Source organism: Streptomyces sp. F001 (assembly GCF_004187715.1).
Classification (GTDB): domain Bacteria; phylum Actinomycetota; class Actinomycetes; order Streptomycetales; family Streptomycetaceae; genus Streptomyces; species Streptomyces flavusporus.
This window is the reverse complement of the sequence record NZ_QZWF01000015.1, coordinates 107,089-132,851: the sequence shown is the minus strand read 5'-3', so window position 1 is coordinate 132,851 and position 25,763 is coordinate 107,089. Positions and strand designations below refer to the sequence as shown.

General features: G+C 70.7%; 29 protein-coding genes. 18 read left to right on the top strand and 11 right to left on the bottom strand.

Translation table 11 applies throughout. The features are described from left to right. Window positions 1-62: 62 nt before the first annotated feature. Window positions 63-761 carry a pentapeptide repeat-containing protein gene (locus StrepF001_RS34240; RefSeq protein WP_129802069.1) on the top strand — a complete coding sequence of 233 codons (699 nt, stop codon included), beginning with the start codon at window positions 63-65 and terminating at the stop codon, window positions 759-761. Between the two features lie 9 nt (window positions 762-770). On the opposite strand, the gene StrepF001_RS34235 is transcribed toward StrepF001_RS34240, so the two are convergent. Continuing rightward, a complete protein-coding gene (locus StrepF001_RS34235; RefSeq protein WP_129802068.1) occupies window positions 771-1,271 on the bottom strand; it encodes a hypothetical protein in 501 nt (166 codons plus the stop codon). Window positions 1,272-1,308: 37 nt separating this feature from the next. Here StrepF001_RS34235 and StrepF001_RS34230 point away from each other — a divergent pair, with 37 nt between their 5' ends. The 5 genes from StrepF001_RS34230 (at window position 1,309) to StrepF001_RS49720 (ending at window position 6,267) form a co-directional block, all read left to right on the top strand. Continuing rightward, window positions 1,309-2,703 (top strand): M1 family metallopeptidase, encoded by a 1,395-nt coding sequence (locus StrepF001_RS34230; RefSeq protein WP_129802067.1) that lies wholly within the window; start codon window positions 1,309-1,311, stop codon window positions 2,701-2,703. 220 nt (window positions 2,704-2,923) lie between these two features. Then, the gene (locus tag StrepF001_RS34225) at window positions 2,924-3,214 is read left to right on the top strand and encodes a lactococcin 972 family bacteriocin (RefSeq protein ID WP_165396443.1); all 291 of its coding nucleotides are present in this window, start codon (window positions 2,924-2,926) and stop codon (window positions 3,212-3,214) included. A 119-nt stretch (window positions 3,215-3,333) separates the two neighbouring features. After that, window positions 3,334-5,424, top strand: coding sequence for a hypothetical protein (locus StrepF001_RS34220; protein WP_129802065.1), 2,091 nt, complete (start codon window positions 3,334-3,336; stop codon window positions 5,422-5,424). A gap of 28 nt (window positions 5,425-5,452) precedes the next feature. Then, entirely contained in the window at window positions 5,453-6,145 is a 693-nt protein-coding gene (locus StrepF001_RS34215; RefSeq protein WP_129802064.1) for an ABC transporter ATP-binding protein, read from the top strand. After that, window positions 6,142-6,267 (top strand): hypothetical protein, encoded by a 126-nt coding sequence (locus tag StrepF001_RS49720; RefSeq protein WP_276322829.1) that lies wholly within the window; start codon window positions 6,142-6,144, stop codon window positions 6,265-6,267. The genes StrepF001_RS34215 and StrepF001_RS49720 overlap by 4 nt, the downstream gene beginning before the upstream one ends. Window positions 6,268-6,355: 88 nt before the next feature. Here the strand turns inward: StrepF001_RS49720 and StrepF001_RS34210 are convergent, their stop codons facing one another. After that, window positions 6,356-6,931, bottom strand: coding sequence for a TerD family protein (locus StrepF001_RS34210; RefSeq protein WP_129802063.1), 576 nt, complete (start codon window positions 6,929-6,931; stop codon window positions 6,356-6,358). A gap of 160 nt (window positions 6,932-7,091) precedes the next feature. On the opposite strand from StrepF001_RS34210, the gene arfB reads away from it, so the two are divergent. Continuing rightward, window positions 7,092-7,529, top strand: coding sequence for an alternative ribosome rescue aminoacyl-tRNA hydrolase ArfB (arfB, locus tag StrepF001_RS34205; RefSeq protein WP_129802062.1), 438 nt, complete (start codon window positions 7,092-7,094; stop codon window positions 7,527-7,529). Window positions 7,530-7,618: 89 nt separating this feature from the next. Further along, a complete protein-coding gene (locus StrepF001_RS34200; protein WP_129802061.1) occupies window positions 7,619-8,476 on the top strand; it encodes a sigma-70 family RNA polymerase sigma factor in 858 nt (285 codons plus the stop codon). Between the two features lies 1 nt (window position 8,477). On the opposite strand, the gene StrepF001_RS34195 is transcribed toward StrepF001_RS34200, so the two are convergent. Further along, entirely contained in the window at window positions 8,478-8,969 is a 492-nt protein-coding gene (locus tag StrepF001_RS34195; protein WP_240797803.1) for a flavin reductase family protein, read from the bottom strand. A gap of 406 nt (window positions 8,970-9,375) precedes the next feature. On the opposite strand from StrepF001_RS34195, the gene cdgB reads away from it, so the two are divergent. Together cdgB and StrepF001_RS34185 are read left to right on the top strand one after the other, a co-directional pair. Further along, window positions 9,376-11,028, top strand: coding sequence for a diguanylate cyclase CdgB (gene cdgB, locus StrepF001_RS34190; RefSeq protein WP_129802059.1), 1,653 nt, complete (start codon window positions 9,376-9,378; stop codon window positions 11,026-11,028). Window positions 11,029-11,149: 121 nt separating this feature from the next. Continuing rightward, window positions 11,150-12,064 (top strand): CBM35 domain-containing protein, encoded by a 915-nt coding sequence (locus StrepF001_RS34185; protein ID WP_129802058.1) that lies wholly within the window; start codon window positions 11,150-11,152, stop codon window positions 12,062-12,064. A 15-nt stretch (window positions 12,065-12,079) separates the two neighbouring features. On the opposite strand, the gene StrepF001_RS34180 is transcribed toward StrepF001_RS34185, so the two are convergent. From StrepF001_RS34180 to StrepF001_RS34170, 3 genes are all read right to left on the bottom strand, one after another. Continuing rightward, window positions 12,080-13,009 carry a 1-phosphofructokinase family hexose kinase gene (locus tag StrepF001_RS34180; protein ID WP_129802057.1) on the bottom strand — a complete coding sequence of 310 codons (930 nt, stop codon included), beginning with the start codon at window positions 13,007-13,009 and terminating at the stop codon, window positions 12,080-12,082. A gap of 129 nt (window positions 13,010-13,138) precedes the next feature. After that, a complete protein-coding gene (gene nagA, locus StrepF001_RS34175) occupies window positions 13,139-14,350 on the bottom strand; it encodes an N-acetylglucosamine-6-phosphate deacetylase (RefSeq protein ID WP_129802056.1) in 1,212 nt (403 codons plus the stop codon). After that, window positions 14,350-15,294, bottom strand: coding sequence for an ROK family protein (locus tag StrepF001_RS34170; protein WP_129802055.1), 945 nt, complete (start codon window positions 15,292-15,294; stop codon window positions 14,350-14,352). The genes nagA and StrepF001_RS34170 overlap by 1 nt, the downstream gene beginning before the upstream one ends. 114 nt (window positions 15,295-15,408) lie before the next feature. Here StrepF001_RS34170 and StrepF001_RS34165 point away from each other — a divergent pair, with 114 nt between their 5' ends. The 3 genes from StrepF001_RS34165 (at window position 15,409) to otsB (ending at window position 17,998) form a co-directional block, all read left to right on the top strand. Continuing rightward, entirely contained in the window at window positions 15,409-16,680 is a 1,272-nt protein-coding gene (locus tag StrepF001_RS34165; protein WP_129802054.1) for an extracellular solute-binding protein, read from the top strand. A gap of 36 nt (window positions 16,681-16,716) precedes the next feature. Further along, window positions 16,717-16,950, top strand: coding sequence for a DUF3263 domain-containing protein (locus StrepF001_RS34160; protein WP_129802053.1), 234 nt, complete (start codon window positions 16,717-16,719; stop codon window positions 16,948-16,950). 190 nt (window positions 16,951-17,140) lie between these two features. Further along, window positions 17,141-17,998 carry a trehalose-phosphatase gene (otsB, locus tag StrepF001_RS34155; protein WP_129802052.1) on the top strand — a complete coding sequence of 286 codons (858 nt, stop codon included), beginning with the start codon at window positions 17,141-17,143 and terminating at the stop codon, window positions 17,996-17,998. A 219-nt stretch (window positions 17,999-18,217) separates the two neighbouring features. Here otsB and StrepF001_RS34150 read toward each other — a convergent pair whose 3' ends face one another. After that, entirely contained in the window at window positions 18,218-18,484 is a 267-nt protein-coding gene (locus StrepF001_RS34150; protein ID WP_129802051.1) for a hypothetical protein, read from the bottom strand. Then, window positions 18,477-19,337, bottom strand: coding sequence for a mycothiol conjugate amidase Mca (mca, locus tag StrepF001_RS34145; protein ID WP_165396449.1), 861 nt, complete (start codon window positions 19,335-19,337; stop codon window positions 18,477-18,479). Before mca ends, StrepF001_RS34150 begins: the two co-directional genes overlap by 8 nt. A gap of 170 nt (window positions 19,338-19,507) precedes the next feature. Between mca and StrepF001_RS34140 the strand changes: the two genes are divergently transcribed. Together StrepF001_RS34140 and greA are read left to right on the top strand one after the other, a co-directional pair. After that, window positions 19,508-19,906: a DUF4307 domain-containing protein gene (locus tag StrepF001_RS34140; protein WP_129802049.1), complete on the top strand. Its 399-nt coding sequence runs from the start codon at window positions 19,508-19,510 to the stop codon at window positions 19,904-19,906. A gap of 168 nt (window positions 19,907-20,074) precedes the next feature. Further along, complete coding sequence (gene greA, locus StrepF001_RS34135) at window positions 20,075-20,575, top strand: transcription elongation factor GreA (RefSeq protein WP_129802048.1); 501 nt, start codon at window positions 20,075-20,077, stop codon at window positions 20,573-20,575. A gap of 136 nt (window positions 20,576-20,711) precedes the next feature. Here greA and StrepF001_RS34130 read toward each other — a convergent pair whose 3' ends face one another. The 3 genes from StrepF001_RS34130 to ilvA all read right to left on the bottom strand — a co-directional run bounded on the left by StrepF001_RS34130 (window position 20,712) and on the right by ilvA (window position 24,000). Continuing rightward, window positions 20,712-21,557, bottom strand: coding sequence for an ABC transporter permease (locus StrepF001_RS34130; protein ID WP_129802047.1), 846 nt, complete (start codon window positions 21,555-21,557; stop codon window positions 20,712-20,714). Then, window positions 21,554-22,582, bottom strand: a complete 1,029-nt coding sequence (locus tag StrepF001_RS34125; RefSeq protein WP_129802046.1) for an ATP-binding cassette domain-containing protein — start codon at window positions 22,580-22,582, stop codon at window positions 21,554-21,556. The genes StrepF001_RS34130 and StrepF001_RS34125 overlap by 4 nt, the downstream gene beginning before the upstream one ends. A gap of 188 nt (window positions 22,583-22,770) precedes the next feature. Beyond that, window positions 22,771-24,000, bottom strand: coding sequence for a threonine ammonia-lyase (ilvA, locus tag StrepF001_RS34120; protein ID WP_129802045.1), 1,230 nt, complete (start codon window positions 23,998-24,000; stop codon window positions 22,771-22,773). A gap of 161 nt (window positions 24,001-24,161) precedes the next feature. On the opposite strand from ilvA, the gene StrepF001_RS34115 reads away from it, so the two are divergent. The 3 genes from StrepF001_RS34115 to StrepF001_RS34105 all read left to right on the top strand — a co-directional run bounded on the left by StrepF001_RS34115 (window position 24,162) and on the right by StrepF001_RS34105 (window position 25,754). Beyond that, a complete protein-coding gene (locus tag StrepF001_RS34115) occupies window positions 24,162-24,668 on the top strand; it encodes a MarR family transcriptional regulator (RefSeq protein WP_206307020.1) in 507 nt (168 codons plus the stop codon). 320 nt (window positions 24,669-24,988) lie between these two features. Then, the gene (locus StrepF001_RS34110; protein ID WP_206307017.1) at window positions 24,989-25,492 is read left to right on the top strand and encodes a sigma factor-like helix-turn-helix DNA-binding protein; all 504 of its coding nucleotides are present in this window, start codon (window positions 24,989-24,991) and stop codon (window positions 25,490-25,492) included. Between the two features lie 13 nt (window positions 25,493-25,505). Then, entirely contained in the window at window positions 25,506-25,754 is a 249-nt protein-coding gene (locus StrepF001_RS34105) for a hypothetical protein (RefSeq protein WP_129802044.1), read from the top strand. Window positions 25,755-25,763: the final 9 nt, after the last annotated feature.

The window sequence follows — 25,763 nt, the reverse complement described above, 5'->3', positions numbered from 1 at the left end:
GCTCCCTGGTGAGGTTTTCCCAGCTCACGCTGATTGTCAGTGGCGGGGTGCAGCATGGGGCCATGGCGAGGACAGGGACAGGCAGGGCCGGTGGGAGCGGTGGGTCCGGTGTGCGGGCGGCGCGGCGGCCGGAGGTGCGGCTGCCGGAGCCGGCGCCGTACGACGGGGGCGGGTTGGAGCCGGACGGGGACTACGACGGGCTGGAGTTCCGGGACGCGGACTTCGCCGGGCAGGACGGCGGCGGCGCCCGCTTCATGGACTGTGCGCTCACGGCGTGCGCCCTGGACGAGACGCGGCTGTATCGCGCCCGCATCCTGGACTCCGTCCTCACCGCCCCACGCGGCGTCGGCACCGACCTGGCGGAGTCCACCCTGCGCGATGTCGAACTGACAGACGCCCGCCTGGGCGGCGTACAGCTGCACGGCGCCGCCCTCGAACGCGTCCTGATCCGCGGCGGCAAGATCGACTACCTGAATCTGCGCCGGGCCCAGCTCAAGGATGTCGTCTTCGACGGCTGCGTCCTGGTGGAACCCGACTTCGGGGGCGCGGAACTGACCCGCGTCGAGTTCGTGGACTGCGCGCTGAGAGCCGCCGACCTCAGCGCGGCGACGCTGAGAGACGTGGACCTGCGTGGGGCGGCTCCGCTGGAGATCGCCCGGGGAGTCGACCGGCTGTCGGGGGCGGTGATCAGCACGGGGCAACTGCTGGACCTGGCACCGGTGTTGGCGGCGGAGGCGGGGATCCGCGTCGAACAAGGGTGACCACAGAACTCACCGCACCCGCGGAAACCGCGCCTGCAACGACCAGATCGCGGGATTGTCCGCGAGGGACTCGTGCAGATCGCACAGGTCGGCGATCAGATCGTGCAGAAAGTCCCGCGCCTCCCGCCGCAGCTCGGCATGGGAGAAGGTGAGCGGCGGCTCCTCGGCCGGCATCCAGTCGGACTCGATGTCCACCCACCCGAAGCGGCGCTCGAACAGCATCCGGTCGGTGGACTCGGTGAAGTCCAGCTCCGCCCGCTGCGGCCGGGCGGCGCGGGAGCCCGCCGGATCGCGGTCGAGCTGCTCGACGATGTCGCACAGCGCCCACGCGAAGTCGAGCACCGGTACCCATCCCCAGGCTGTGGACAGCTCCCGGTCCGTCTTGGTGTCGGCGAGATAGACGTCACCGCAGAACAGATCGTGGCGCAGGGCGGGTACGTCCGCGCGACGGTAGTCGGTCTGGGGAGGGTCCGGGAACCGGTTGGAGAGGGCGTAGCCGATGTCGAGCACGTAGCGATGGTGTCACGCTGCTCATAGGATCTGGGACGTGTCCCGTTTCGCCCGCCTTGTCCCGGCCGTCCTCATCCTCGCCCTGACCGTGCCCGCATGCGGAACCGGCGGCGCCCAGGGCACCCCGGGCGGCTCCGGCGTCCGCGACCCGTACTTCCCGAAGGCCGGCAACGGCGGCTACGACGTCACCCACTACGACCTGACCCTGGCGTACACCCCCGCCTCCCGCCACCTCACCGGGCGCACGGTGATCACCGCCCGTGCCACCCAGGACCTCTCCGCCTTCAACCTCGACCTCAAGGGCCTGGACGTCGAGCAGGTCACCGTCGACGGCAGCACCGCCCGCTGGAACCGCACCGGCCAGGAACTGACGATCCGCCCCCGCGCCGACCTCGCCGAGGGAGGCACGTTCCGTGTGGCGGTCCGCTACTCGGGCACCCCCGTGACGATCACCGACCCGGACGGCTCCGAGGAGGGCTGGCTGCCCACCGCGGACGGCGCGCTCGCCCTCGGCCAGCCGACCGGTTCGATGGCCTGGTTCCCCGGCAACCACCACCCCTCCGACAAGGCGACGTACGACCTCGCCGTCACCGTCCCGAAGGGCCTGCGGGCCGTCTCCAACGGGGAGCTGACGAGCGAGACGACCACCGGCGGCCGTACGACCTCCACGTGGCGCACCACCGCCCCCATGGCGAGCTACCTCGCCACCGTCGCCGTCGGCCGCTACGACATCACCCGCTCCACCACCGGCGACGGCCTCCCCGTGTACACCGCCGTCGACCCGACGGAGACGTCGGCGAGCCGCGCGGTCCTGGCCCGCTTCCCCGACGTGCTCGCCTGGGTCGAGGACCGCTTCGGCCCGTACCCCTTCTCCTCCGCCGGCGCGATCGTCGAGCGCGCCGGCGACGCCGACTACGCCCTGGAGACCCAGAGCCGCCCGGTCTTCGCCGGCGCCCCCGGCATCCGGCTCCTCGTCCATGAACTCGCCCACCAGTGGTACGGCGACTCCGTCTCCCCGAGGACCTGGCAGGACATGTGGCTCAACGAGGGCTTCGCCACCTACGCCGAATGGCTCTGGGGGGAGGACCACGGCGGGGAGACCGCCCAGCAGATCTTCGACGCACTCCACGACCACGGTGAGGACACCTACGACGACCTCTGGGCGTTCCCACCCGCAAAACCGGCGAGCGCCGCGCACATCTCCGACAGCCCCGTATACCAGCGTGGTGCGATGGTCCTCCACAAGATCCGGCAGGCGGTCGGCGACGACACCTTCCACGACATCGTCCGCGGCTGGGCCGCCGCCCACCGCCACGGCAACGCGGACACCGAGGACTTCACGGCGTATGTCGAGAAGCAAGCCCCGGCCCAGGACTTCGACGGGATCTGGGACGACTGGCTGTACGGCGACGGGAAGCCGAGCCGGACCTGAGGAGTTGAGGATGCCGCCCTCGGCGTGGACGGCGTCGAGGTGAGGGCCGGTCGGTCAGGCCCTGGCCGTCACGTCCTCCGGCAGCCCTTCACGCCGTGACCATGTGATGCCGGTCTCATCAAAATTTTTTGATTATTCCTTCATGGTCCGCCATGATCATCGCGATCAAGATCGGTCGACGTCGATCACCTGTCAATCCTGTCTGAACGAAAGCGAGTTGATGGTGAACATCAAGCGCGGTATCAAGCTTGCGGCTGTGACCGGTGCCCTCGTCGTCGCCGGTGCCGCCCCGGCCATGGCGACCGTGGTGAGCGCGGGCGGCGGCACGTGGGACTACGGCGCCGGCACCGCCATCGTGTGGTCGGACTACTACCACGGCACCAAGTGCCACGGCTCGACCGCCGTCGGCGAGTACATCGACAGCGACGAGGCCGCCAAGGGCTCCTGGTCCTTCGCTCAGGCCGACGTCGCTCTGAGCGGCAACAAGTCTTACTGGAACACCAGCTGCTGACCGGGGGCCGAGCCTGATCGCTCGGCCCCGGCAGCGAGTGGTCCGCCCTGGTGGTGATCTCCAGTCCCCCTCCGGGCGGGCCACTCGTCCAGTGAACCACCCCTGACCTAGGCCAATCGATGCTGCACAGAGGTATCAAGTTCGTTCACGCCGTTGCACTGGCGTACTCCGCGATTCTGGCGTTCCTTCTCCTGCGCAGCCTCGACGAGGACTGGGCGCTGGGGCACTCCGCCGTGGTCTGGGTGACGGACACCGACGGGTCCACCAGCGGCTCCCAAGTCACCCGTGACATCGCGGAGTTCGCAAAGGCGGAGCGGGTGACGATCGCCCGCGAGGTCCCCGACCTCACCCACCCCTACAGCCGCCGCCACCTCTACCTGGCACCCGGCGGTCCGCACGCCGACTGGCTGAGCGACGGCTATCCCGCGTTCAACCGCGGCTACCGCACCGACGTGCACCCGGTCGCCGAGCTCGGCCGGCGCGACCCTCGGGGCTTCTACTACGTCTTCGGCTCCGACCGGGCCGCCGCTTCGCTGGCTCAGAGGTTCACCGACCTCGGGATGACGTCCGCGGTCCACCATCCGCAGTCGGTCGCCGAGCTGACCACGACCTACTCCGGCACCGCCCTCCACCGCTCCTTCATCGTCGTCGCGCTCGCCGTCATCACGATGACCGGCGCCGGCGTGATGCTCAACGCCAAGGCCTACGGCGTACAGCGCCTGCAGGGCGGGTCGTTCGGCGGGATCCTGCTGCGGGACCTGCGGCAGGTGGCGGTCTTCTACGCCATCGCCTGTGCCGCGGTGGCCGCCCTGGTGGTGCTGCTGCTCGGCCTCTACAACGGGCTGGCCTGGATCGGCCAGTTCACTCTGCTCACCCTGGGCTGTGCCGCCGCCCTCGGTCTGATCGCCCTCGCCACGCAGGCCGGCGTGCTGTACCTGATGTTCCAGACCGGCATCCTGCGCGCCCTGAAGGGCGAACTGCCCGCACGGGCCGCGATGATCAGCGCGTACGCCATGCGGATCCCCGCGCTGTTGCTCGCTCTCAGCATCGCCACCGCCCTGGTCCTGGCCGCCCAGGACGTCCTGAACCGCGAGGAGAGCCGCAAGGCCTACGCGAAGATCGGCGCCACCACGTCGATCGCCCTCAACGGCAGCCTGGGAAGCGACGCTGCGCTGCGCGACCTGGAGGCCAAGGTGGGCGGCTGGCTCCGGCAGGCCGACAAGGAGGGGCAGGTCGTCGTCGCGGGACACCGCGACCTCCAGCAGTCGGCACCGCGGGCGGGCCTGCCGCAGGGCGATGTGCTGATCGTCAACGAGTCCTTCCTCACCGAACAGCCCGTCCTCGACCCGGCAGGGCGCCCCCACCGCCCGGCCGCCGCCGACCCCGCCCAGGTCCGGCTGATGATCCCGGCCGGCCTCGCCGCGTACACCGACCAACTCCGCGAACTGGTCCCGGGACTGCTCAGCCCGAGCGACCCCGACAAGGTCCGCCCGGCGAACATCACGACGCTGCAGACCAAGGCCGACCAGCGGGTCTTCACCTACAACCCCAAGGGCAAGTCGCACACCGACCCCAACCCCGGCGCGGACGACTCCTTCGTCACCGACCCCGTCATCATCGCCTTCGCCGACGGATCGCCGTACCTGAGCGACAAGGGCTACACCGCCTACGCCAGCAAGAGCAGTGTCCTCTTCCACGACCCCGACGACGTCACCGCCGCCATCGAGCAGCGCCACCTGGAGACGTATGTGACGGCCATGACGCCCGTCGGCCAGAACGCCGCGGTCAAACTCCGCGACCTCGTCGGCGAGTTCCGGCTGCAGGTGTTCAACCTGGGCGTGGCCCTGGCGGTCCTGCTCATCACCGGCGTCGGCGTCTGCATCGTGCACTCCCGCAAGAACGCTCAGGCGATCTTCGCCCGGCACATCAGTGGCTGGCGGTTCACCGCCGTCCACCGCACGGTCCTGTCGCTGGAGGGACTGCTCGCCGTACTGCTCGCCGTGTGGGTCCCCTTCCAGGTGTGGCAGCAGAACAAGGACCTCGAACGGTACGACGCGCTCGGCATCCCGCCGCCCCGCGCACCCGTCGAGATCACCGGCCTCGACCTCGGCGTCACCGGCACCCTCGTCGCCGTGGAGGCCATCGCGGTGCTCGTGGCCCTCGTCGTCTTCCACCGCTTGATCGTCAAGGAAGGAGCGACCGAGTCGTGACCCCCCACCGCCCCGCTGGAGCCCGCCCGTGATCGAGATCGAAAACCTGTCGAAGTCCTACGGCCCGCGCACCCTCTGGTCCGGTCTCACCTTCACCGTGGAGCGCAGCCGGATGCTCGCCCTGGTCGGCCCGAGCGGCTCCGGCAAGTCGACCCTGCTCAACTGCCTGGGCCTGCTCGACGCCCCGACCTCCGGCGCGATCCGCCACGAAGGGCGGGACATCACCGGCTTCGGCCCGCGCGCCACCCGGCGCTTCCGGCGCGACGTCCTCGGCTACCTCTTTCAGAACTACGCCCTGATCGAGAACGCGACCGTCGCCGCCAACCTTGAGGTCGCCATGAAGCCGCGGCGCGCCCGGAAGGGCACCCCGACTGTCGCCGAGGCCCTCGACCGGGTGGGCCTGGCCGGCCGGGAGAAGGAGCAGGTCCACCGGCTCAGCGGCGGCGAGCAGCAGCGTGTCGCGCTGGCCCGGCTCATCGTCAAGCAGCCCGCTCTGGTCCTGGCCGACGAACCCACCGGCGCCCTCGACCACGACAACACCACCATGGTCGTCGACGTCCTCCGCGCGATGAGCGAGGACGGCTGCGCGGTCGTCATCGCCACCCACGACGACACGGTCCGCGATCGCTGCGACAGCGTCCTGACGGCCGGAAGCGACACGCATCCGGTGCCCGTCACGGCGCCTCCCCCCACATCCCCCCAAGAAAGGCAGTACGCATGAACTCGCGCCTCACCTGGAGCCTGGCCGCAGGCCTCGTCCTCATCGCCGCCCTGGTGGTCTTCTCGATCTACGGCACGCACGCCGGCACGATCCTGGGCCGGCTCGGACTCTCGATCTTCTGAACGGCCTTCCGAGGACCGGACCTCGGACAGACGGAGCCCCCGCCCGCAAAAAGGCGCGGCGGGGGCTCCGTCGAGGTCCGGGCGTCAATCAGACGTTCACGCCGAAGTCCTGGGCGATGCCCACCAGGCCCGAGGCGTAGCCCTGGCCGACGGCGCGGAACTTCCACTCGGCGCCGTTGCGGTAGAGCTCGCCGAAGACCATGGCGGTCTCGGTGGCCGCGTCCTCGGAGAGGTCGTAGCGGGCGATCTCGGTGCCGCCGGCCTGGTTGACGATGCGGATGTAGGCGTTGCGGACCTGGCCGAAGTTCTGCGAGCGGGTCTCGGCGTCGTAGATGGAGACCGGGAAGACGATCTTGTCGATGTCGGCCGGGAGGCCGGCCAGGTTGACGTTGATCTGCTCGTCGTCGCCGGCGCCCTCACCAGTGAGGTTGTCGCCCGTGTGGACGATCGTCTGGTCCGGCGTCTGCTTGTTGTTGAAGAAGACGAAGTGCTGGTCGGAGTACACCTTGCCCTGCGTGTTGACCGCGATCGCGGACGCGTCGAGGTCGAAGTCGGTGCCGGTGGTGGTGCGGACGTCCCAGCCGAGGCCCACGGTGACGGCGGTCAGGCCCGGAGCCTCCTTGGTGAGCGAGACGTTGCCACCCTTGGACAGGCTTACAGCCATGGTCGGGAGTTCCTTCCCTCGATGCGTGCGCTATGCGTGTGCGGTACTGAAGCTACAGCTACCTCTATGAACGCGGAGGGAGGTGCCCCGGGTTCCCGGCTCTTTACTTTCTTTACCTCCGGCGATATTCGCGTGACTCGCGCCCACTCCAGGCGGGAACATGTCACCCATGTCCGGTCCCTACCTCATCCGAGGCTCCGTCTCGCTGCCCGAGGCCGAGCTCCAGTGGCGTTTCTCGCGCTCCTCGGGGCCGGGCGGGCAGCACGTCAACACGAGTGACTCCCAGGTCGAACTGCGTTTCGACCTCGCCGCGACCGAGGCGCTGCCCGAGGTGTGGAAGCGACGCGCACTGGAGCGGCTGGCCGGACGCCTGGTCGACGGCGTCATCGCGGTCCGTGCCTCCGAGCACCGGTCCCAGTGGCGCAACCGCGAGACCGCCGCCGTACGCCTCGCAGCACTCCTCGCCGAGGCGACCGCGCCCCCGCCCAAGCCCCGCAAGCCGACCCGCATACCGCGCGGCATCAACGAACGCCGGCTGCGGGAGAAGAAGCAGCGCTCGGAGACCAAGCGGGGGCGGTCGGGCCGCGACTGGGGATAGGACGCTGTCACATGTGCCCTGCCGGATCCGTCAGGGCAGTGGAATGCCACTGACGGTGGTCCGCTACGAGGGCTGGGGACACAGGACACATGGGCGACGACGACTTCCTTGCCGAGCGCTTCGAGGCACACCGCACGCATCTGCGTGCCGTGGCCTACCGCATGCTCGGCTCGCTCGCCGAGGCCGACGACGCGGTGCAGGAGGCCTGGTTCCGGCTGAGCCGCAGCGACACCCGGGAGGTCGGCAACCTCGGCGGCTGGCTGACGACCGTGGTGGGCCGGGTGTGCCTGGACATGCTGCGCTCCCGCAAGTCCCGCGCGGAGGAGTCGCTGGACGCGGGCGCGCCGGTCCCCGCCGCCGGAGCCGACCCCGAGCAGGACGCGCTGCTCGCCGACTCGGTGGGCGTCGCCCTGCTCGTCGTCCTGGAGACGCTGACCCCGGCCGAGCGGCTGGCCTTCGTGCTGCACGACCTGTTCGCCGTGCCGTACGAGGAGGTCGCCGCCATCGTGGGCCGTACGCCGACGGCGGCCCGGCAGCTGGCCAGCCGGGCCCGGCGCCGGGTGCAGGGCGCTCCGGCGCCCGATGCCGATCTCGTACGGCAGCGGCAGGTCGTCGACGCCTTCCTCGCCGCGGCGCGGGGCGGGGACTTCGACGGGCTGCTGGAGGTGCTCGACCCGGATGTGGTGGCCCGCTCCGAGGCCGGTGTGAACACCGGGGCGGCGGCGGTCGCCTCGGGCGCCATCAGCTACGCCCGCCTCGGCCGGAGCGGGCGGCCCGCTCTGGTCGACGGGGCCACCGGACTTGTGGTGCTCTCCGCCGACGGACGCGTCGAGCGGGCGACGATCTTCAGGTTCGTACGGGACCGGATCGCCGTCATCGAGGGTGTCACCGACCCGGCAGAGCTGTCCCGGCTGGACATCACCCTGGGGTGGTCCGCCGGCAGCTGAGCTACCCCAGCTGCCGGTACCGCCCCTTGAAGTACGTCAGCGGCCCGCCGTCCGCGCTCGGGAGGCGGGCCGTCAGGACGCGGCCCACCACCAGCGTGTGGTCGCCGGCCGTGACGCGCTGTTCGGTGCGGCACTCCAGGGTCGCCAGGGCGCCGCCGACCAGGGGTGCCCCGCTGGCCTCGCCGCGGACGTAGGGGATGTCCTCGAAGAGCAGGCGGTCGCTGATGCGGCCCTTCATGGCGAAGCGGCCGGCGATGTGGCGCTGGCTCTCGGAGAGCACCGAGACCGCCCACAGGGGCTGCTCGGCGAGCAGGTCGTCCATGCGGGAGCCCTCGCGCAGGCTGACCAGGACCAGGGGTGGGTCCAGGGACACCGACATGAAGGCCGTCGCCGTCATGCCGACGTCCTCACCACTCGGCGCCTGCGGGTCGTCCGGGTCGAGCGGCGGCTCCTTCGCGGTCACCAGGACCACACCGGCCGCCAGCCGGGACATGGCCGCCCTGAACTCGTCGTTGCTCACCCCCACAGCATGCCCGGCGGCATCGGCCGCGGGGGCGGGTTGGGCGGGCAGTCGGGCGGGCGGAGCGGGGCGGCGGGTGTTCAGCACACCGAAACGCTAGTCTCCGGTGCGTGCCCCCGCATCGGACCTCAGCCCGAGCACGGTCGTAGGACCAGCGAAGGACACCGCTACAAAGCTTGCGTTCGGTAAACGCACGGGAAAAACACAGAAACCCCACTCAATTGTTCACGTTCTACTGTGACTTGAGTCACAAGGGACATTAATTGTTGACCCTGTGTACCGAGTGGGCAGCGCGCTGTGATTCAGTGGCGGGAAGCTGAAGGGCGATATGCCGAAGAGAACCCTTGATTCGCTGCGAGGTCTCGGGGGGAGGGCGAGCATGGAGACCGAGTCGGAGCCGTATGTCCGTCTTGCGTCCCTGCGGCAGCTGCACCAGGTCATGGCGGACATGAACACCGCACGCAGCCTGGCCGACACGCTGCAGACCGTCGCGGACGGCGTCGTCACCGCCCTGGGCTACGAGCTGGCCTGCGTCAACCTCGTCCGCCCGGACGGCGATCTCGTCGTCGCCGCCTTCTCCGGCAACCCCGCCGCCGAGGCCCTGATCACCGGCCGGGTCGGCTCCCGCGAGTCGTGGGAGCGCCGACTGGGCATGGGCGAGACCTGGGGCGACCTGATCTTCATCCCGCACACCGAGGGCTGGATCCTCGACGACGACGACGTCCCGCAGTGGTACACCGAGGGCCCCGCCCCCCGCTTCGAGGACGAGTGGCACCCCTCCGACCGGCTGTTCGCCCCGATGTACGCGCCGGGCGCCCAGGGTGGCCCGTCCTCCGGCGAACTGATCGGCGTCCTGTCCGTGGACCGGCCGCGCAACGGCCGCCGCCCCGGCGCGTGGGGGCGCGAGGCGCTCCAGATGTACGCCTTCCAGGCCGCCATCGCCATCAGCAACGCTCGTCTACGCGCGAATATGCAGCGCGCCCTGGTCCGCCTGGAACGCGAACAGCAGGCCCTGCGGGCCAGCGAGGAGAGCTTCCGGCAGGCCTTCGAGTACGCCCCCTCCGGCATGGCCATCGCCGAGATGGGCGGCGACCAGCACGGCCGGATCCTGCGCACCAACGACGCCCTGTGCCGCCTGCTGGGCCGCCCCGCCTCCGCGATGCGCCGCTACTCCTTCTCCGACCTCGTCCACCCCGAGGACATAGGCACGCTGCTGCGCACCTCCGCCGAGGGCGGCCGCGCCGAGTTGCGCCTGGGCCGCCGCGACGGCACCTACGTCTGGGTGTCCCTGCGCAACTCCGTGGTCGCCGACGCCGCCGACGGCCCCCGCTTCCTGCTCACCCACGTCGAGGACATCGAGGAGCGCAAGCGCCGCGAGCTCCAGCTCGCCCACCGCGCCTCCCACGACTCCCTCACCGGCCTGCCGAACTCCGCCGAGCTGCGCTCCCGCCTCTCCGCCCGCCTCTGCCAGCGCCCGCAGTCCGGCCTGCCCGCCGTCCACGACTCCCAGGACGCGGCCTACGGCCACCCCGCCTACGACGCCGGCTTCGACTTCCCGGCGCGCCGGGACGTCTTCGACGTCTACGACCACCACGTCCACACCATCGCCCCCGAGGGTGAACACGACGACGGCACCAAGGGGCTCGCGGTCCTCTTCTGCGACCTCGACGGCTTCAAGTCGATCAACGACCGGTTCGGGCACAACGCGGGCGACGCGGTGCTCATCGAGGTCGCGCGCCGCCTCAGCAACGGCGTCCGCGACGGCGACACCGTCGCCCGGCTCGGCGGCGACGAGTTCGTGATCCTCGCCGACGGCCTCGGCCGGGCCGACGCCCAGGACCTCGCCGTACGGCTGCGGAACGAGATCATCCAGCCGATCCGGGCCGAGGGACGGGCCGTCCGGGTCGGGGCGAGTTTCGGTATCGGATGGGCGCACTGCGGTATGACGGCGGACGAAGTGTTGAAATCCGCTGACGAACGGATGTACGTCGAGAAACGGTCTCGTCCCAAACAGCATCGACGTGCGGGATGAACCGCACGTCTGCGGAATGATGCGATCCTGGTCACCCGTTTGGGCCACGGCGAGCGGGTAGGCTCGCCATTCTCACCACACGTACCGCATCCGTTCCGCACCTGTTGAGGAGTACCTAGGGATGACGCCCGGCAACAACGGCGCGAGCACGCCCGAGGACGAGGACCCGTTCGGCTATCTGTACGCCGACGGTCAGGCCAACGGCGCCCAGCCGCCGTCCGGCGGCTACGGCTACCCGAACTCGGTCAGCAGGGTGCGGACGGTCGGCGAGCGGCCCTACGGCCAGCAGACCGTGCCGCCGCAGCAGCAGGGCGCATACGGCCAGCCGAACCCGCACTACGCCGCGCCCGAGTCGTTCCCCGGCGGCGCCCCCACCGTCCAGACGCAGCCCGCCCCCGGCGGTGGCGGCCGGGGCCGCGGCCCCAACACCAAGGGCCTGCTGATCGGCGCGATCGCGGTGGTCGCCGCCGTCGTGATCGGCATCGGCGTCGCGATGCTCGGCGGCGACGACGACACCGCGGCGGACGGCGACCAGCCCACCACCCCGTCGGTCTCCCAGAGCGCGGAGTCGAGCCCTTCGAGTGAGAGCAGCGCGGGCAGCGAGAAGGAGCTGCCCGCCGTCGACGCCAAGGCCCTGCAGCTCGGCGGCGGCGCCACCACCGCCTCCGACATCAAGGGCGCCAAGGCGGACGGCGGTGTCTACGTGACCGGCTTCAACGCCGTCGGCGCCTCGGTCACCTGGACCGTCAACGGCATCCCCGAGTCCGGCAAGTACACCCTGTACGTCGGCTACGGCGTGCCCGGCAAGGACGCCAACGGGACCCTCACGGTCAACGGCACGGCCGCCAGCACGCCGGTCGACATGAAGAACTACGCGAACGCCCCCGAAGGCGACTACGAGAAGGGCTGGACGCGGACCTACAACTACGTCCAGCTCAACAAGGGCACGAACACCATCAAGATCTCGTGCGAGCAGGGCAACCAGTGCGACGCCAACCTCGACCAGGTGTGGCTGGTCAAGGGCTGGGTCGAGTAGTCCAACGGCTGACCCTCACGCCGCGCTGACCTCCCCGATCACCGCCACCCGCCCCAGCAGCTCCTCGTAGGAGCCCCGGTCGAACTCGCCCGCCACCGCCGCGCGGACCGTCGCCGCGGCGAGGGCGGTGGCGCGGGCCAGGCGGTCCGGCCACGGGAGCTGCTCGACCAGGCCCGACAGCAGGCCCGCGGCTGCGGAGTCGCCGGCGCCGGTCGGGTTGCCGTGTATGCGGGTCGGTGGGGTGGCGCGCCAGCGGCCCTCGGGGGTCAGGGCGAGCAGGCCCTCCGGGCCGAGGGAGGCGACCACCGCGTGGGCGCCGCGTCGGCGGGCGTCCTGGGTGGCGCGCAACGGCTCGTGGGAACCGGTGAGTTCGGCCAGTTCGTCGGCGTTGGGCTTGATGACGTCCGGGCGGGCGGCCACCCCGCGGCGCAGCGGCTCCCCGCTGGTGTCCAGCAGCACGGGCACGCCCGCCGCACGCGCGGTGCGTATCAGGCCCGCATACGCGCCCACCGGCACGCCCGGCGGCAGGCTGCCGCACAGGGCCACCGCGCTCGCCGGCGCCAGCAGGTCCTCGTAGGCCTCCAGGAACGCGGACCACTCGGCCGGTGCGATGGCCGGGCCGGGCTCGTTGAGCTGGGTCGTGTCGCCGGTCCGCTCGTCCACGACGGCGATGGTGCGCCGGGTCGTGCCGCCGATCGGGACGAGCGCGTCGACCACACCCGGCGTGGCGGTGAGCGCGTCCTGCACGATCCGTCCGGTGCTGCCGCCGGCGAAGCCGGTGACCGTCACCTCGTGACCGAGCGCGGCCAGGACGCGGGCTACGTTGACGCCCTTGCCGCCGGGGCGTTCGGTCACCTCGGAGACCCGGTGGGTGGTGTGCGGCCGCAGGGACCGTACGCGATAGGTGAGGTCGAGAGCGGTGTTCAGCGTGACCGTGAGGATCACCTGGGCCGACCTCCCCCGAGTGAATGTGCTTGTCGTTCTCCGGGGGTCGATCATGCCAAAGAGACGGCGGTCGGCACAGTCGTCCGGTCGGCCACCGTCTCTTCGGTGCGCTCTCTACTGGCGGATGTATCAGGGCAGTTGGGGCTCAACCACCCATTCTCCCTGCCGCATCACGCCCTTGAGTTCGAAGGCGGCGTCCAGCAGCACCAGGTCGGCGTCCTTGCCGGGTTCGAGGGAGCCGATCCGGTCGTCCAGGCCCAGCAGCCGCGCCGGGCCCGCCGACAGGGCCGCCACCACGTGCTCCACCGGCAGCCGGTCGATGGTCACCGCCCGCTTGAAGGCGCGGTCCAGGGTGAGCGTGGAGCCGGCGATCGAGCCGCCTTCCACCAGGCGGGCCACGCCGTCGCTGACCTCGACCTCCAGCGGGCCGAGCAGATAGCGGCCGTCGCCGAAGCCGGCCGCGTCCATCGCGTCCGTGACGAACGCGACCCGTTCCGGGCCCGCATGATGGAACGCCAGCTCCAGGGCGGCCGGGTGCAGGTGCGTGCCGTCGTTGATGAGCTCGACGGTCACCCGCTCGTCCTCCAGCAGGGCGGCGATCGGGCCGGGGGCGCGATGGCCGAGCGCGGGCATGGCGTTGAACAGGTGCGTGGCGACCGTCGCGCCCGCGTCGATCGCCTCGACCGTCTGCTCGTACGTCGCGTCCGTGTGGCCGACCGCCGCGATCACCCCGTGCTCGGCGAGCAGCCGCACGGAGTCGATGCCGCCCGGCAGTTCGGTGGCGAGCGTGAGCATCTTCGCCCTGCCGCGCGCCGCGTCGATCAGCTTGCGGACCTCGGAAGGCTCCGGGTCGCGCAGCAACTCTTCGGAGTGTGCACCCTTGCGGCACGGGGAGATGAACGGCCCCTCGAAGTGGATCCCGGCGATCTCGCCCTGCTCGGCCAGCTCGGAGAGCAGGCCCGCCCGACGCGTGAGGAAGTCCATGTCGCCGGTGACCGTGGAGGCGACCAGGGTGGTCGTGCCGTGCAGCCGGTGGGTGTGGATGCCCTTGAGGACCTCGTCGACGGTGCCGGAGGTGAAGGAGGCTCCGCCGCCGCCGTGGTTGTGGAGGTCTACGAAGCCGGGTACCAGCCAGTGGCCTCGCAGATCCATCTCGGGCACGTCGGCTGGGGCGTTGGCGGCGATTCGCTTGCCGTCGACGATCACTTGGCCGTCTTTGACGGTTCCCGTGGGCATGACCACGTTGGCGCCGGAGAGGATCAGGGGTGTTCCGTCCGTCGCGGGCTGCGGGTTGTGTGTGGCTGTTCGCGCAGTTCCCCGCGCCCCTGGGGGGGTTGCCATCAGGGCGATTCCTCCTTGCGGTCGGTGTGGTCGAGGAGATCCCAGGCCAGGAGCCCGGCGCCCAGGCATCCCGCCGTATCGCCCAGGGCCGCCGGGACGATCTTCGGCAGTTTCTGGAAGGTGACGCGTCGCCGGACGGCGTCCCGCAGTGGTGTGAACAACGTTTCTCCTGCTTCGGCCAGCCCGCCACCGATGATGAGCGTGCGGGGGTCCAGCAGGGTGAGCGCGGTGACCAGGCCGTCGGCGAGTGCGTCCACGGCCTCCTGCCACACTCGTACGGCGTTCGGATCACCGGACGCGACGGCTTTCGCGCAGTCCGCCGCGTCCGCCTCCGGGTCCCCGCAGGCGGCGGCCCACGCCTCGCTCACCGCCGCCGCGGACGCGAACCGCTCCAGGCAGCCGCGCTGTCCGCACGGACAGGGCGTCCCGCCGGGCCGTACGACGACATGGCCGATCTCGCCCGCGAAGCCGTGCGCACCCGCCTCCACCCGGCCGTCGATGCCGATGGCACCCGCGATACCGGTGCCCAGCGGCACGAACAGGAACCGGTCCGCGCCTCGCCCGGCACCGATCCGGCCCTCGGCGAGCCCACCGGTGCGCACATCGTGGCCGAGGGCGACCGGGATGCCGCCGAGCCGGCCGGCGAGGAGTTCGCGCAGGGGGACGTCACGCCAGCCGAGGTTGGCCGCGTAGGCGGCGATGCCGTGCTGCTCGTCGACGATGCCGGGGACGGCGACGCCGGCGGCGGCCGCGGGGGTGCCGAGGCGCTGTTCGCCGTACGTGTGGAGCTCGGCGGCGAAGTCGAGGATGCCGTCGACGACCGCGCCGGGCCCGCGTTCCCGCCCGGTCGGCCGGCGCGCCTGGTGGATCAGGGCGCCGTCCGCCCCGACCAGGGCGGCCTTCATCCCGGTGCCGCCCACATCGAGGGCGATGACGTGTCTCACGGGGGACAGTGTGGCCCGAGGACCCGGAAGAGGTCTAGTCCACTTACGTGGTGTAGACCTTGATTCCGGTTTTAAAAGTCAGATGTATCTTTCGGCAAGGATGGGCGAGAGCACGTGCAGCGGCGCAGGACAGGAATGATCGCGGTGGTGTCCGCACTGGGCATGACGGCGGTCCTCGGCGGCTGTGGCCTCGGTGGAGACACGACCGACGTGACGCTGCGGCTGGTCGCCGCCGACTACGGCGACAGCGCGGCCAACAGCTCGAAGAAGTACTGGGCGAAGCTGGTCGAGGAGTACGAGGCCGACCACCCGGATGTGAACGTCGAGGTCAGCGTCTACTCCTGGAACGACATCGACGCCAAGGTGAAGGAGATGGTCGAGGCCGGGAAGGCGCCCGACATGGCCCAGATCGGCGCGTACGCCGACTACGCGGCCGACGGCCTGCTCTACACCGCCGACGACCTGCTCTCCATACCGGTACAGGCCGGTTTCTCCTCCGCGCTCGCCAGCGCGGGGCAGGTCAACGGGGTGCAGTACGGCCTGCCGTTCGCCGCCTCCACGCGCCTGCTCTTCTACAACAAGGCCCACTTCGAGGAGGCCGGCCTCACCCCGCCCACCACATGGGCGGAACTGGCCGCCGACGCCGCGGCCCTGAAAGCCGAGGGCGTGAAGTACCCCTACGCCCTGCCGCTCGGCTCCGAGGAGGCACAGGCCGAGACCATGCAGTGGCTGCTCAGCGGGGGCGGCGGCTACACCGACACCGTCGGCACCTACGGCATCGACTCCACGGAGAACGTCGAGACCTTCACCTGGCTGCGCGACGAGCTGGTCGGCGAGGACCTCACCGGGCCGGTCGCCCCCGGCAAGCTCAACCGCGCCGACGCGTTCGCCGCCTTCGCCCGGGGCGAGGTCGGCATGCTGAACGGCCATCCGTCCCTGATGAAGATGGCCGAGAAGAAGGGCGTGAAGTTCGGCATGGTGCCGATGCCCGGCGTGAACGGTGAGAGCAAGGCCACGATGGGCGTCGCCGACTGGATGCTGGCGTTCAAGCAGAACGGCCACAAGGAGCAGGTCGGCGACTTCCTCGACTTCGTCTACAGCGAGGAGAACGTCCTCGCCTTCTCCCGCGAGTACGACCTGCTGCCGGTCACCAACGCCGCGTCCGAGGCCATGAGCGGCGCGGCCGAGGACCGGGACCTCAAGCCGTTCCTGGACGAACTGCCGCTCGCCGAGCTCTACCCCGTCGGCAAGACGTCCTGGGCGGCGGTCAGCGCGGAGGTCAAGAAGCGGATCGGCTCCACCGTGGAGCCCGGTGGCAGCCCGTCGGCGATCCTCGGTCAGCTGCAGTCGACGGCGACCACGGCGGAGAGCTCGGCGGCGGGATAGGTCGCGCTGTCGGTGCCGGAGGTTACGGTTTCGGGCATGGAGCAGGAGCGGCTCGGACGGCAGGAACAGGACATCCTCGCGCTGGAACGCCGGGGGTTCGCCGGGCCCGGTGCGAAGGAGCGGGCGATACGGGAGGAGCTGGGGCTGGCCCCGGTGCGCTACTACCAGCTGCTCAACGCCCTGCTCGACGATCCGCGGGCGTTGGCGCACGATCCGGTGACGGTGAATCGCCTTCGCAGGCTGCGGGAACGGCGGCGGGCGGGGCGGTGACCGGCGTTTTCTGGTCACCCGGCGTGGGTGTGGGCCCCCGCCGGGGGCTGCCGCCCCCAGGCCCCCGCTTCGGCCTGAAGGGCCTCGTCCTCAATCTCCCCCAGAGGGGGCACCCCAGACGGGCTGGATGATGCCGGCCGGTGTGCAAAGGCTCGCCCCGTACAGGCCCGGCCGCGGATAGGGTCGCCCTATGGGCAGCCACGAGACCGAACCCCACACGACTCTCCCGACGCCCTCGACCCCTGCCGGGCGTGACGGGCTCGACGCGATTCTCGCCCGGCCCGGCAAGGCGGTGATCGCCCTCGACTTCGACGGGACGCTCGCCCCGATCGTGCCCGACCCCGAGCAGGCGCGGGCCCACCCCGACGCGGTGCCCGCGCTCGCCGCCCTCGCCCCGAAGGTCGCCTCCGTCGCCGTGATCACCGGCCGCCCGGCGGACGTGGCCGTGCGGTACGGCGGCTTCGCGGGCGTACCCGGCCTCGAGCACCTCGTCGTCCTCGGCCACTACGGCGCCGAACGCTGGGACGCCGTGAGCGGCGAGGTCAGCGCCCCCGCCCCGCACCCCGGTGTCGCCGCCGTCCGCGAGGAACTGCCGGGGCTGCTCGAACGGGTGGGCGCCGGGCAGGGCACCTGGGTGGAGGACAAGGGCCACGCGGTCGCCGTCCACACCCGCCGCGCCGCCGACCCCCAGGCCGCGTTCGAGGCCCTGCGCGAACCCCTCTCCGACCTCGCCACCCGGCACGGCCTGATCGTCGAACCCGGCCGCATGGTCCTGGAACTCCGCCCACCCGGCATGGACAAGGGCGTCGCCCTCCTCGAACACGCCCGCGAGCTCTCCGCCGCCTCCGTCCTCTACGCCGGCGACGACCTCGGCGACCTCCCCGCCTACGCCACCATCGAAAAACTCCGCTCCACCGGCACCCCCGGCCTGCTGGTCTGCAGCGGCAGCGACGAGGTCACCGAGCTGAGCAAACGAGCCGACCTGGTGGTGAACGGCCCGGAGGGCGTCGTGGGACTGCTGGCCGGGCTGGCGGCACGTATCGGCTGACGGCTTGGCTGCGGGCAGTCGTGCCGCAGCCACCCGTCAAGCCGCGGACAGTCGTGCCGCAGCCACCCCGTCCAGCCGCGGGCATGCGTGCCGCCCAGGGCGGCACGGGTGGGCGCTGGGGGTCCCCCCCTCTGGGGGAGGCACCCCGCACCGCCGGGCTGCGTACTACCTGCTGTCCCGGGCGGACCGCTCACAGTGAGGGTCCGCCCGGTCGGGGACTCAGCCCTTCGCGGGTGAGGCCTTCCCCGACGTCTGCTCCGCGGCGCCCTTGCCGGAGGCCTCCCCCGCCCCGTCGGGGGCCTCGTCGAAGTCGACCCGGCCCATGTGGCGGTTCATGGACTTCATCAGGCCCCACACGGCCAGGGCCATCACCGCGAAGACGATGAAGCCGAGGACGCCGGGGGTCACCTTGTCCTCGTCGACCTCCTTGGCGAGGGTGACGAGATGGGTCATTGCCAGGCTCGCGCTTGCGCTCATGTCAGGCATTGTCGCGGATGCCTGCAAAGAGGTCGTCCTCGGGGAGGGAGGTATCCACGAGGGACTTCGCGAGCTCGTACTCCTCGGTCGGCCAGACCTCCTTCTGAAGCTCCATCGGCACCCGGAACCAGCCCCCCTCGGGGTCGATCTGCGTGGCGTGCGCGATCAGCGCCTTGTCACGGATCTCGAAGAAGTCCGCGCACGGGACGTGCGTGGTCAGCGTGCGGTCCTTGTGCCCCGAGTCGTCCCAGCGCTTGAGCCATTCCCCGTACGGGGACTCCAGGCCCCGGTCGAGCATCGCCTGGTGCAGCGCCTCGGTGCGCGGGCGGTTGAAGCCCTGGTTGTAGTACACCTTCAGCGGCTGGTACGCCGGGCCGAACTCGGACTCCGGGTACTTCTCGGTGTCCGCCGCGCCCTCGAACGCCACCATCGTGATCTTGTGGGTCATGATGTGGTCGGGGTGCGGGTAACCACCGTTCTCGTCATAGGTGGTGATCACCTGGGGGCGGAAGGAGCGGATGCTGCGCACCAGCTCGCCGGCCGCCTTGTCGACGTCCTCGAGGGCGAAGCAGCCCTCCGGCAGCGGCGGCAGCGGGTCGCCCTCGGGCAGGCCGGAGTCGACGAAACCGAGCCACTCCTGCTTGACGCCGAGGATCTCGCGGGCCTCGTCCATCTCCTTCTTGCGTACCTCGTGGATGTGCTCCTCGATGTACTTGTCGCCCTGCAGCTTCGGATTGAGGATGGAGCCGCGCTCCCCGCCCGTGCAGGTCACCACCAGCACGTCCACCCCCTCGGACACGTACTTGGCCATGGTGGCCGCGCCTTTGCTCGACTCGTCGTCGGGGTGCGCGTGGACGGCCATCAGTCGCAACTGGTCAGTCAAGACTCAATCCTCGTTTGGTCGGCGCCCGGCGTGACCGGGTGCGAACGGCGGCTTCTATAGTGACCGAATCGGGGGGCGAAAAATTCCGGGGCCCCGGTCCCGGGAGCCCCGTCCGGGACCTCGGTCCCGCCCCGGCCGAGAGGACGATCATGAGTACGGCGAGCACGCGACTGCCCGAGGGCCGTTACGGCCGCTCCTCGGACGAGCGCGCGGACCGCACACTGAAGGTCGTCGGCGCCGCCCTCGGGGCGCTGCTCCTCGCCGTGATGGCCTTTTTTGCCTTTCACTACATCGGCCAGAACAAGATCAGCGCCGAAGTGATCAGTTTCGATCTCTCGGACGATTCGGTGAAGGTGAAGCTGGCGGTCGAGAAGGACGCGGGCGCCTCCGGCTACTGCACGGTACGCTCCCAGGCGGAGAGCGGCGCCGAGGTGGGCCGGGCCGACTTCCGCTTCGCCGGGGACGCCACCCGCATCACCGAGGTCGTCACGCTCCGTACGACGGCACCGGCCACGACGGCCGAGCTCCTGGGCTGCCACGCCGACTGACGTCACCCGCGTCACGTAGCCGCTGACCTGCATTGACGCGATTTTGTTGGCTTATGTCCTCCCCCTTCCGCCGTTGAATTGTTAGGCTCGTGGTTTCGCCCACTCGTGAAGGAACATTCTTCTGGGTAGGGCGATGCTTTGTATTCCCAGTACCGACGAGGAGCACCTGTGACCCAGACCAGCGAGAACGTCACCTGGCTGACCCAGGAGGCGTACAACAAGCTCAAGGACGAGCTTGAGTACCTTACTGGTCCTGCGCGCACGGAGATCGCCGCCAAGATCGCGGCCGCGCGCGAGGAGGGCGACCTGCGGGAGAACGGCGGGTACCACGCGGCCAAGGAGGAGCAGGGCAAGCAGGAGCTCCGTGTGCGCCAGCTGACCCAGCTCCTGGAGAACGCCAAGGTCGGCGAGGCGCCGACCTCGACGGATGGTGCCGTGGCGCCCGGCATGGTCGTGACGATCGCCTTCGACGGTGACGAGGACGACACACTGACGTTCCTGCTCGCCTCGCGCGAGTACGCCAGCGCCGACATCGAGACGTACTCCCCGCAGTCCCCGCTGGGGGCCGGCGTGATCGGCCACAAGGTCGGCGAGGACGCGGAGTACGAGCTGCCGAACGGCAAGACGGCCTCGGTGAAGATCCTGAAGGCCGAGCCGTACAGCAGCTGACTCCGGTCAGTGCCCTGCGCCTGACCGACTCGCCCTTGACGACCCCCGGCGTCCGCGCGACGCCGGGGGTTTCGTCATGTCCAGGCCAGTCTCGTCGAGCCGGTCTCGTCGCGGGCTCTGAGGCCGTCGCGGGTTCTCAGGCCGTCGCCGAGCGGTACTTCCGTACCGCCAGAGTCCGGAATATGACGATGATCAGGGCCGAGTAGATCAGTGAGGCCCAGACCGGGTGCTCCATCGGCCAGGCGCCCGACGTGGAGACACCCGGGTTGCCGAAGAGCTCTCGGCAGGCCTGGACCGTGGCGCTGAACGGGTTCCACTCGGCGATGTGCCGCAGCCAGGGCGTCATCTGGTCCGAGTCCACGAACGCGTTCGAGACGAAGGTGACCGGGAAGAGCCAGATCAGCCCGCCGGACGTGGCCGCCTCGGGTGTCCGCACGGACAAGCCGATCAGCGCGCCGATCCACGTGAACGCGTAGCCCATCAGCAGCAGCAGCCCGAAGGCGCCGAGCACCTCGCCGACGTTGGTGTGCGTACGCCAGCCGACCAGGAGGGCCACGATCGCGAGCACCAGCAGGGTGAGCGCCGTCTGCACCAGGTCGGCAAGGGTGCGGCCGGTCAGCACCGCGCCGCGCGCCATGGGCAGCGAGCGGAACCGGTCGATCAGCCCCTTGTGCATGTCCTCGGCGATGCCGGCACCGGCGCCCGCGGTGGCGAAGGTGACGGTCTGGGCGAAGATGCCCGCCATCAGGAACTCGCGGTAGACACCGGAGTCCGTGGTGCCGCCGATGGTCATGGATCCACCGAACACATAGCTGAACAGCACCACAAACATGATCGGCTGGATCAGCCCAAAAATGATCATTTCGGGGATCCGTGACATACGGATCAGATTGCGCTTGGCGACGACCAGCGAGTCCCGGACGGACTGGCCGATCGGGTTCGGGCGGGCGGGCCGCGGTACGGCGTCGGTCACGGCACTCACTTGACGGTCTCCTTCTTGCGCTTGCGGCCCCTGGAGTCGGCGGGCGTACCGCTCGCGCCGTCGGCGCCGTCCTCTTCGTCGCCGGCCTCCGCCACATGGCCCGTCAGTGACAGGAACACATCGTCGAGGGTCGGGCGGCGCAGGCCGATGTCGTCGATCTCGATGCCGCGGGTGTCCAGCTCGCGGATCACCTCGGCGAGGAGCTTGGCGCCGCCGGTGACGGGCACCGTGAGCTTGCGGGTGTGCTCCTCGACGGTGGTGTCGCCCTTGCCGAAGCCGCGCAGCACCTCGGCGGCGGTCGCCATGTGCTCGCGCTCGTGCACCACGACCTCGACGCGCTCGCCGCCGGTGCGGGCCTTGAGCTGGTCGGAGGTGCCGCGGGCGATGACGCGGCCGTGGTCGACCACCGCTATGTCGTGCGCGAGATGGTCGGCCTCTTCCAGGTACTGCGTCGTCAGCAGCAGGGTCGTACCGCCGGAGACCAGCTGTTTGATGACCTCCCACAGCTGCTGGCGATTGCGCGGGTCGAGGCCGGTCGTCGGCTCGTCCATGAACATCACGGGCGGGGAGACGACCAGAGCCGCGGCAAGGTCGAGCCGGCGGCGCATGCCTCCGGAGTAGGTCTTGGCGGGCCGGTCGGCGGCGTCCGCGAGGTTGAACTGGTCGAGCAACTCACCGGCGCGGGCCTTGGCGGCCTTCGCCGTCATCTGGTAGAGCTGGCCGACCATCTGGAGGTTCTCCCGGCCGGTCAGGTACTCGTCGACCGCGGCGAACTGGCCGGACAGACCGATGGAGCGCCGGACCTGGTCGGGGTGGGCGAGCACGTCGATGCCCGCGACGACGGCCCGGCCCCTGTCGGGGCGCAGCAGGGTCGTCAGACAGCGGACGGCCGTCGTCTTGCCCGCACCGTTGGGCCCGAGCAGGCCGAGGACCGTGCCCTCGGGGACATCGAGGTCGACGCCGTCCAGAGCCCTTACGTCACCGAAGGTTTTGACCAGGCCTTCGGCATAGATGGCGCCTGGCATATGAGTCTCCACGTCGTCGGGTCGCTTCGAGAAGCGTGGGTTGGTGGGTTCGGTTCTGCTTGAGGAGTGGCACGAGACACACCATAACGCGATGTATCGCGTCTCACAACGGGCTTACCCGATCGAGTGACAAAGAGCCCGTGACCTTGGCCTGACCTCGGCCTTGTCGGTCCTGCGACCCCGGCGCCTCAGTCGATGACGAGGTACCCCGCCTGTCGCAGAGCCTCGCCGACCTCGGTGCAGTGGGCCGGGCCTTTCGTCTCCAGGTGCAGCTCGACCTCCGCCTCCGTGAGCCCGAGCCGTGGGTCGGTCCGCACGTGGCTCACATCGAGGACGTTAGCGTCGACCACTGACAACACCCCGAGAAGCGTCGCGAGGGCGCCCGGCCGGTCCGTCAGCCGCAGCCGAACGGCCAGGTAGCGGCCCTGCGCCGCCATGCCGTGCCGCAGAACGCGCTGCATCAGCACCGGGTCGACGTTGCCGCCGGACAGCACCGCAACGACCGGCCCCTCGAACGCGCCCGGATCGCTCAGCAGCGCCGCGACCGGGCTGGCACCGGCCGGCTCGACGACCAGCTTGGCCCGCTCCAGACACAGCAGCAGCGCGGCGGACAGCTCGTCCTCGCTGACCGTGCGCACCTCGTCCACCAGATCACCGACGATCGCGAACGGTACGTCACCGGGCCGGCCGACCTTGATGCCGTCGGCCATCGTCGCCGGGTTCTCGACCGACACCGGACGCCCCGCCGCCAGAGAGGGCGGATACGCCGCCGAACCCGCCGCCTGCACACCGACGATCCGCACATCGGGCCGCAGGGCCTTAACCGCGACCGCGATCCCCGCCGCGAGACCGCCGCCACCGATACCGACGACGATCGTGCGCACCTCCGGGCACTGCTCCAGAATTTCCAGCCCGACCGTGCCCTGGCCCGCGATGACGTCCGGATGGTCAAAGGGATGGATGAACACCGCGCCCGTCTCGGCGGCGTACTCCTGCGCGGCGGCCAGGGTCTCGTCGACCACGTCTCCGTGCAGACGCACCTCGGCGCCGTAGTCACGCGTCGCACTTATCTTCGGCAGCGGCGCGCCCTTCGGCATGAACACCGTCGAGTGCACGCCGAGCAGCGAGGACGCGAGGGCGACGCCCTGTGCGTGGTTGCCCGCGCTCGCGGCGACCACACCGGCGGCCCGTTCCTCGGGCAGCAGACCGGCGATCCGGACGTAGGCGCCGCGCAGCTTGAACGAACCGGTCCGCTGGAGGTTCTCGCACTTGAGGTGCACGGGAGCGCCGACCAGCTGGGTCAGGTACCTGCTGCCCTCCATCGCGGTGACACGTGCGACGCCGCTGAGCATCTTCTGCGCGCCGCGTACGTCGTCGAGGGTGACCGGGGGCAAGGGGGCGGCCTTGCGGTAGTTCATGGCTCAAGTCTCGCAGTTCACCTGCCGCAACAGCCGTAGTGACCAACGTCCGAGACTGGTTTGCGCAGCGCCGGTACGGCCCGCCTCCCATCCGCGTACCCTGTCCCCCAACCCAGCACCCAGTATGAAGTGAGCCCCCGGCCATGCCCACAACACCTGAAATGTCGATGGACATGACGACCGTCGGTGACACCGGCCTCCTCGACGCGCTGCAGCACGAGGTGGCGGTGTTCGCCCGGCGTGCCGAACAGACCCGGCTCGGCGGGGTCGGACAGGTGCGCAACTCCATGGACCGCGCCGCGTACCTGCTGCTCAACCGGCTCGACAAGGAAGGGCCGATGGGCGTCAAGGCGCTCGCCGCGAGCATGGGCATCGACTCGTCGACGGTCACCCGGCAGGTGGCTCCCCTCGTCGACACGGGCCTGGTCAAGCGGACCTCGCACCCCGAGGACGGGCGTGCCGTGGTGCTCCAGCTGTCCCCGCGCGGGCTGTCCCGGCTGGAGGAAGTGCGCTCGTCCCGGCGTCAGCTGATGGCCGAGCTCACACACGACTGGGCACCCGAGGAGCGCGAGGCGTTCTGCACGCTCCTCACCCGCTTCAACCTGGCGCTCTCCACACGGATGGCGGCGCAGGGCGTGCCGGGGACGGAGCCGCAGTCGGCTTCCTGAGCCGCGGGTAAGACACGTGCACGCGCGCGTGCGGCGGGAGTTACGAGACGCCGCGTGCCGCTCCGGGCCGGGGGCGGACACGCGCGCGTGGTGCCGGGACTCCACCGCCCCTCACCAGCCCCTCCCCCACGCCCGCCGCGTGGAGCGCGATCTTCCACGGCGACCGAGGCAAGCCGCACGGTGCGCGGGCTCTTGACCGAAAGCCCACCACTGGCCTCATATGAGACCGGGTCCTCGTGGTCGTACGCGGGTTCACCTCCGGTGGGCCGGGTACGCCACCGGGATCCGTATCCTCAGGTCGGCCTCAGGCGGGAGGCGCGGTGCGAGAACGGCAAGCGTCCCAAGGTGCCCGCCGGGCCCGGGAGTTCGAGGCGTTCGTCGCCGGCGCGGCGGGGCGGCTGCTGCACACCGCCACGCTGCTCACGGCCGAGGTCCCGGACGACAACCCGCGCGCGCGGCGCCTGCTGACCCTGGCCCTCGCCCACACCTACGCCTGCTGGGACCGACTGCGCGGCGAGGACCCGTACGACCGCACCCGCCGGTACCTCGCCACCCGCTTCGCACACGGCGCCTGGCACCAGTACGGCGCCTTCGGCCGGGCCCGCCCGCACCCCACCGGCGCACTCGCCCACCTCACCCCGCAGGAGCGCCTGATCCTGGTCCTCAGGCTGTACGAAGGGGTCGCCGAGGAACAGACGGCCGCGCTGCTCGGGCTGCCCACGGAACGCGTCCGCGCCCTGTGCGACCGGGCGACGGCGACGGTCCTCCACCCGCCCCGGGGGCCTGCACCGGCGGTGACGGGGGCGAAGGCGGCGGCGTCGTGATCGGGGGTCTGCGGTGAACCGGTTGGAACGGGAGGCTGCCGCGCGGCGGATCATGGAGCGGACGCCGCCGCGGGTGCCGCCGGACCTCTGCGCCGACGCCGTGCGCCGCGGCAACCGTCTGCTGCGACGCAGGACCCTCGCCCTGCGCCTGGGCTGGCTGCTGCTGTTCGCCGTGACCGTGGCGTTCACCGTGTGGGCGCTGACGGCCCGCCCCTGGGTGGAGCCGCCGTCGGAGACGACCCCACCACTGACGGGCTGGTGAGCGGCGCGC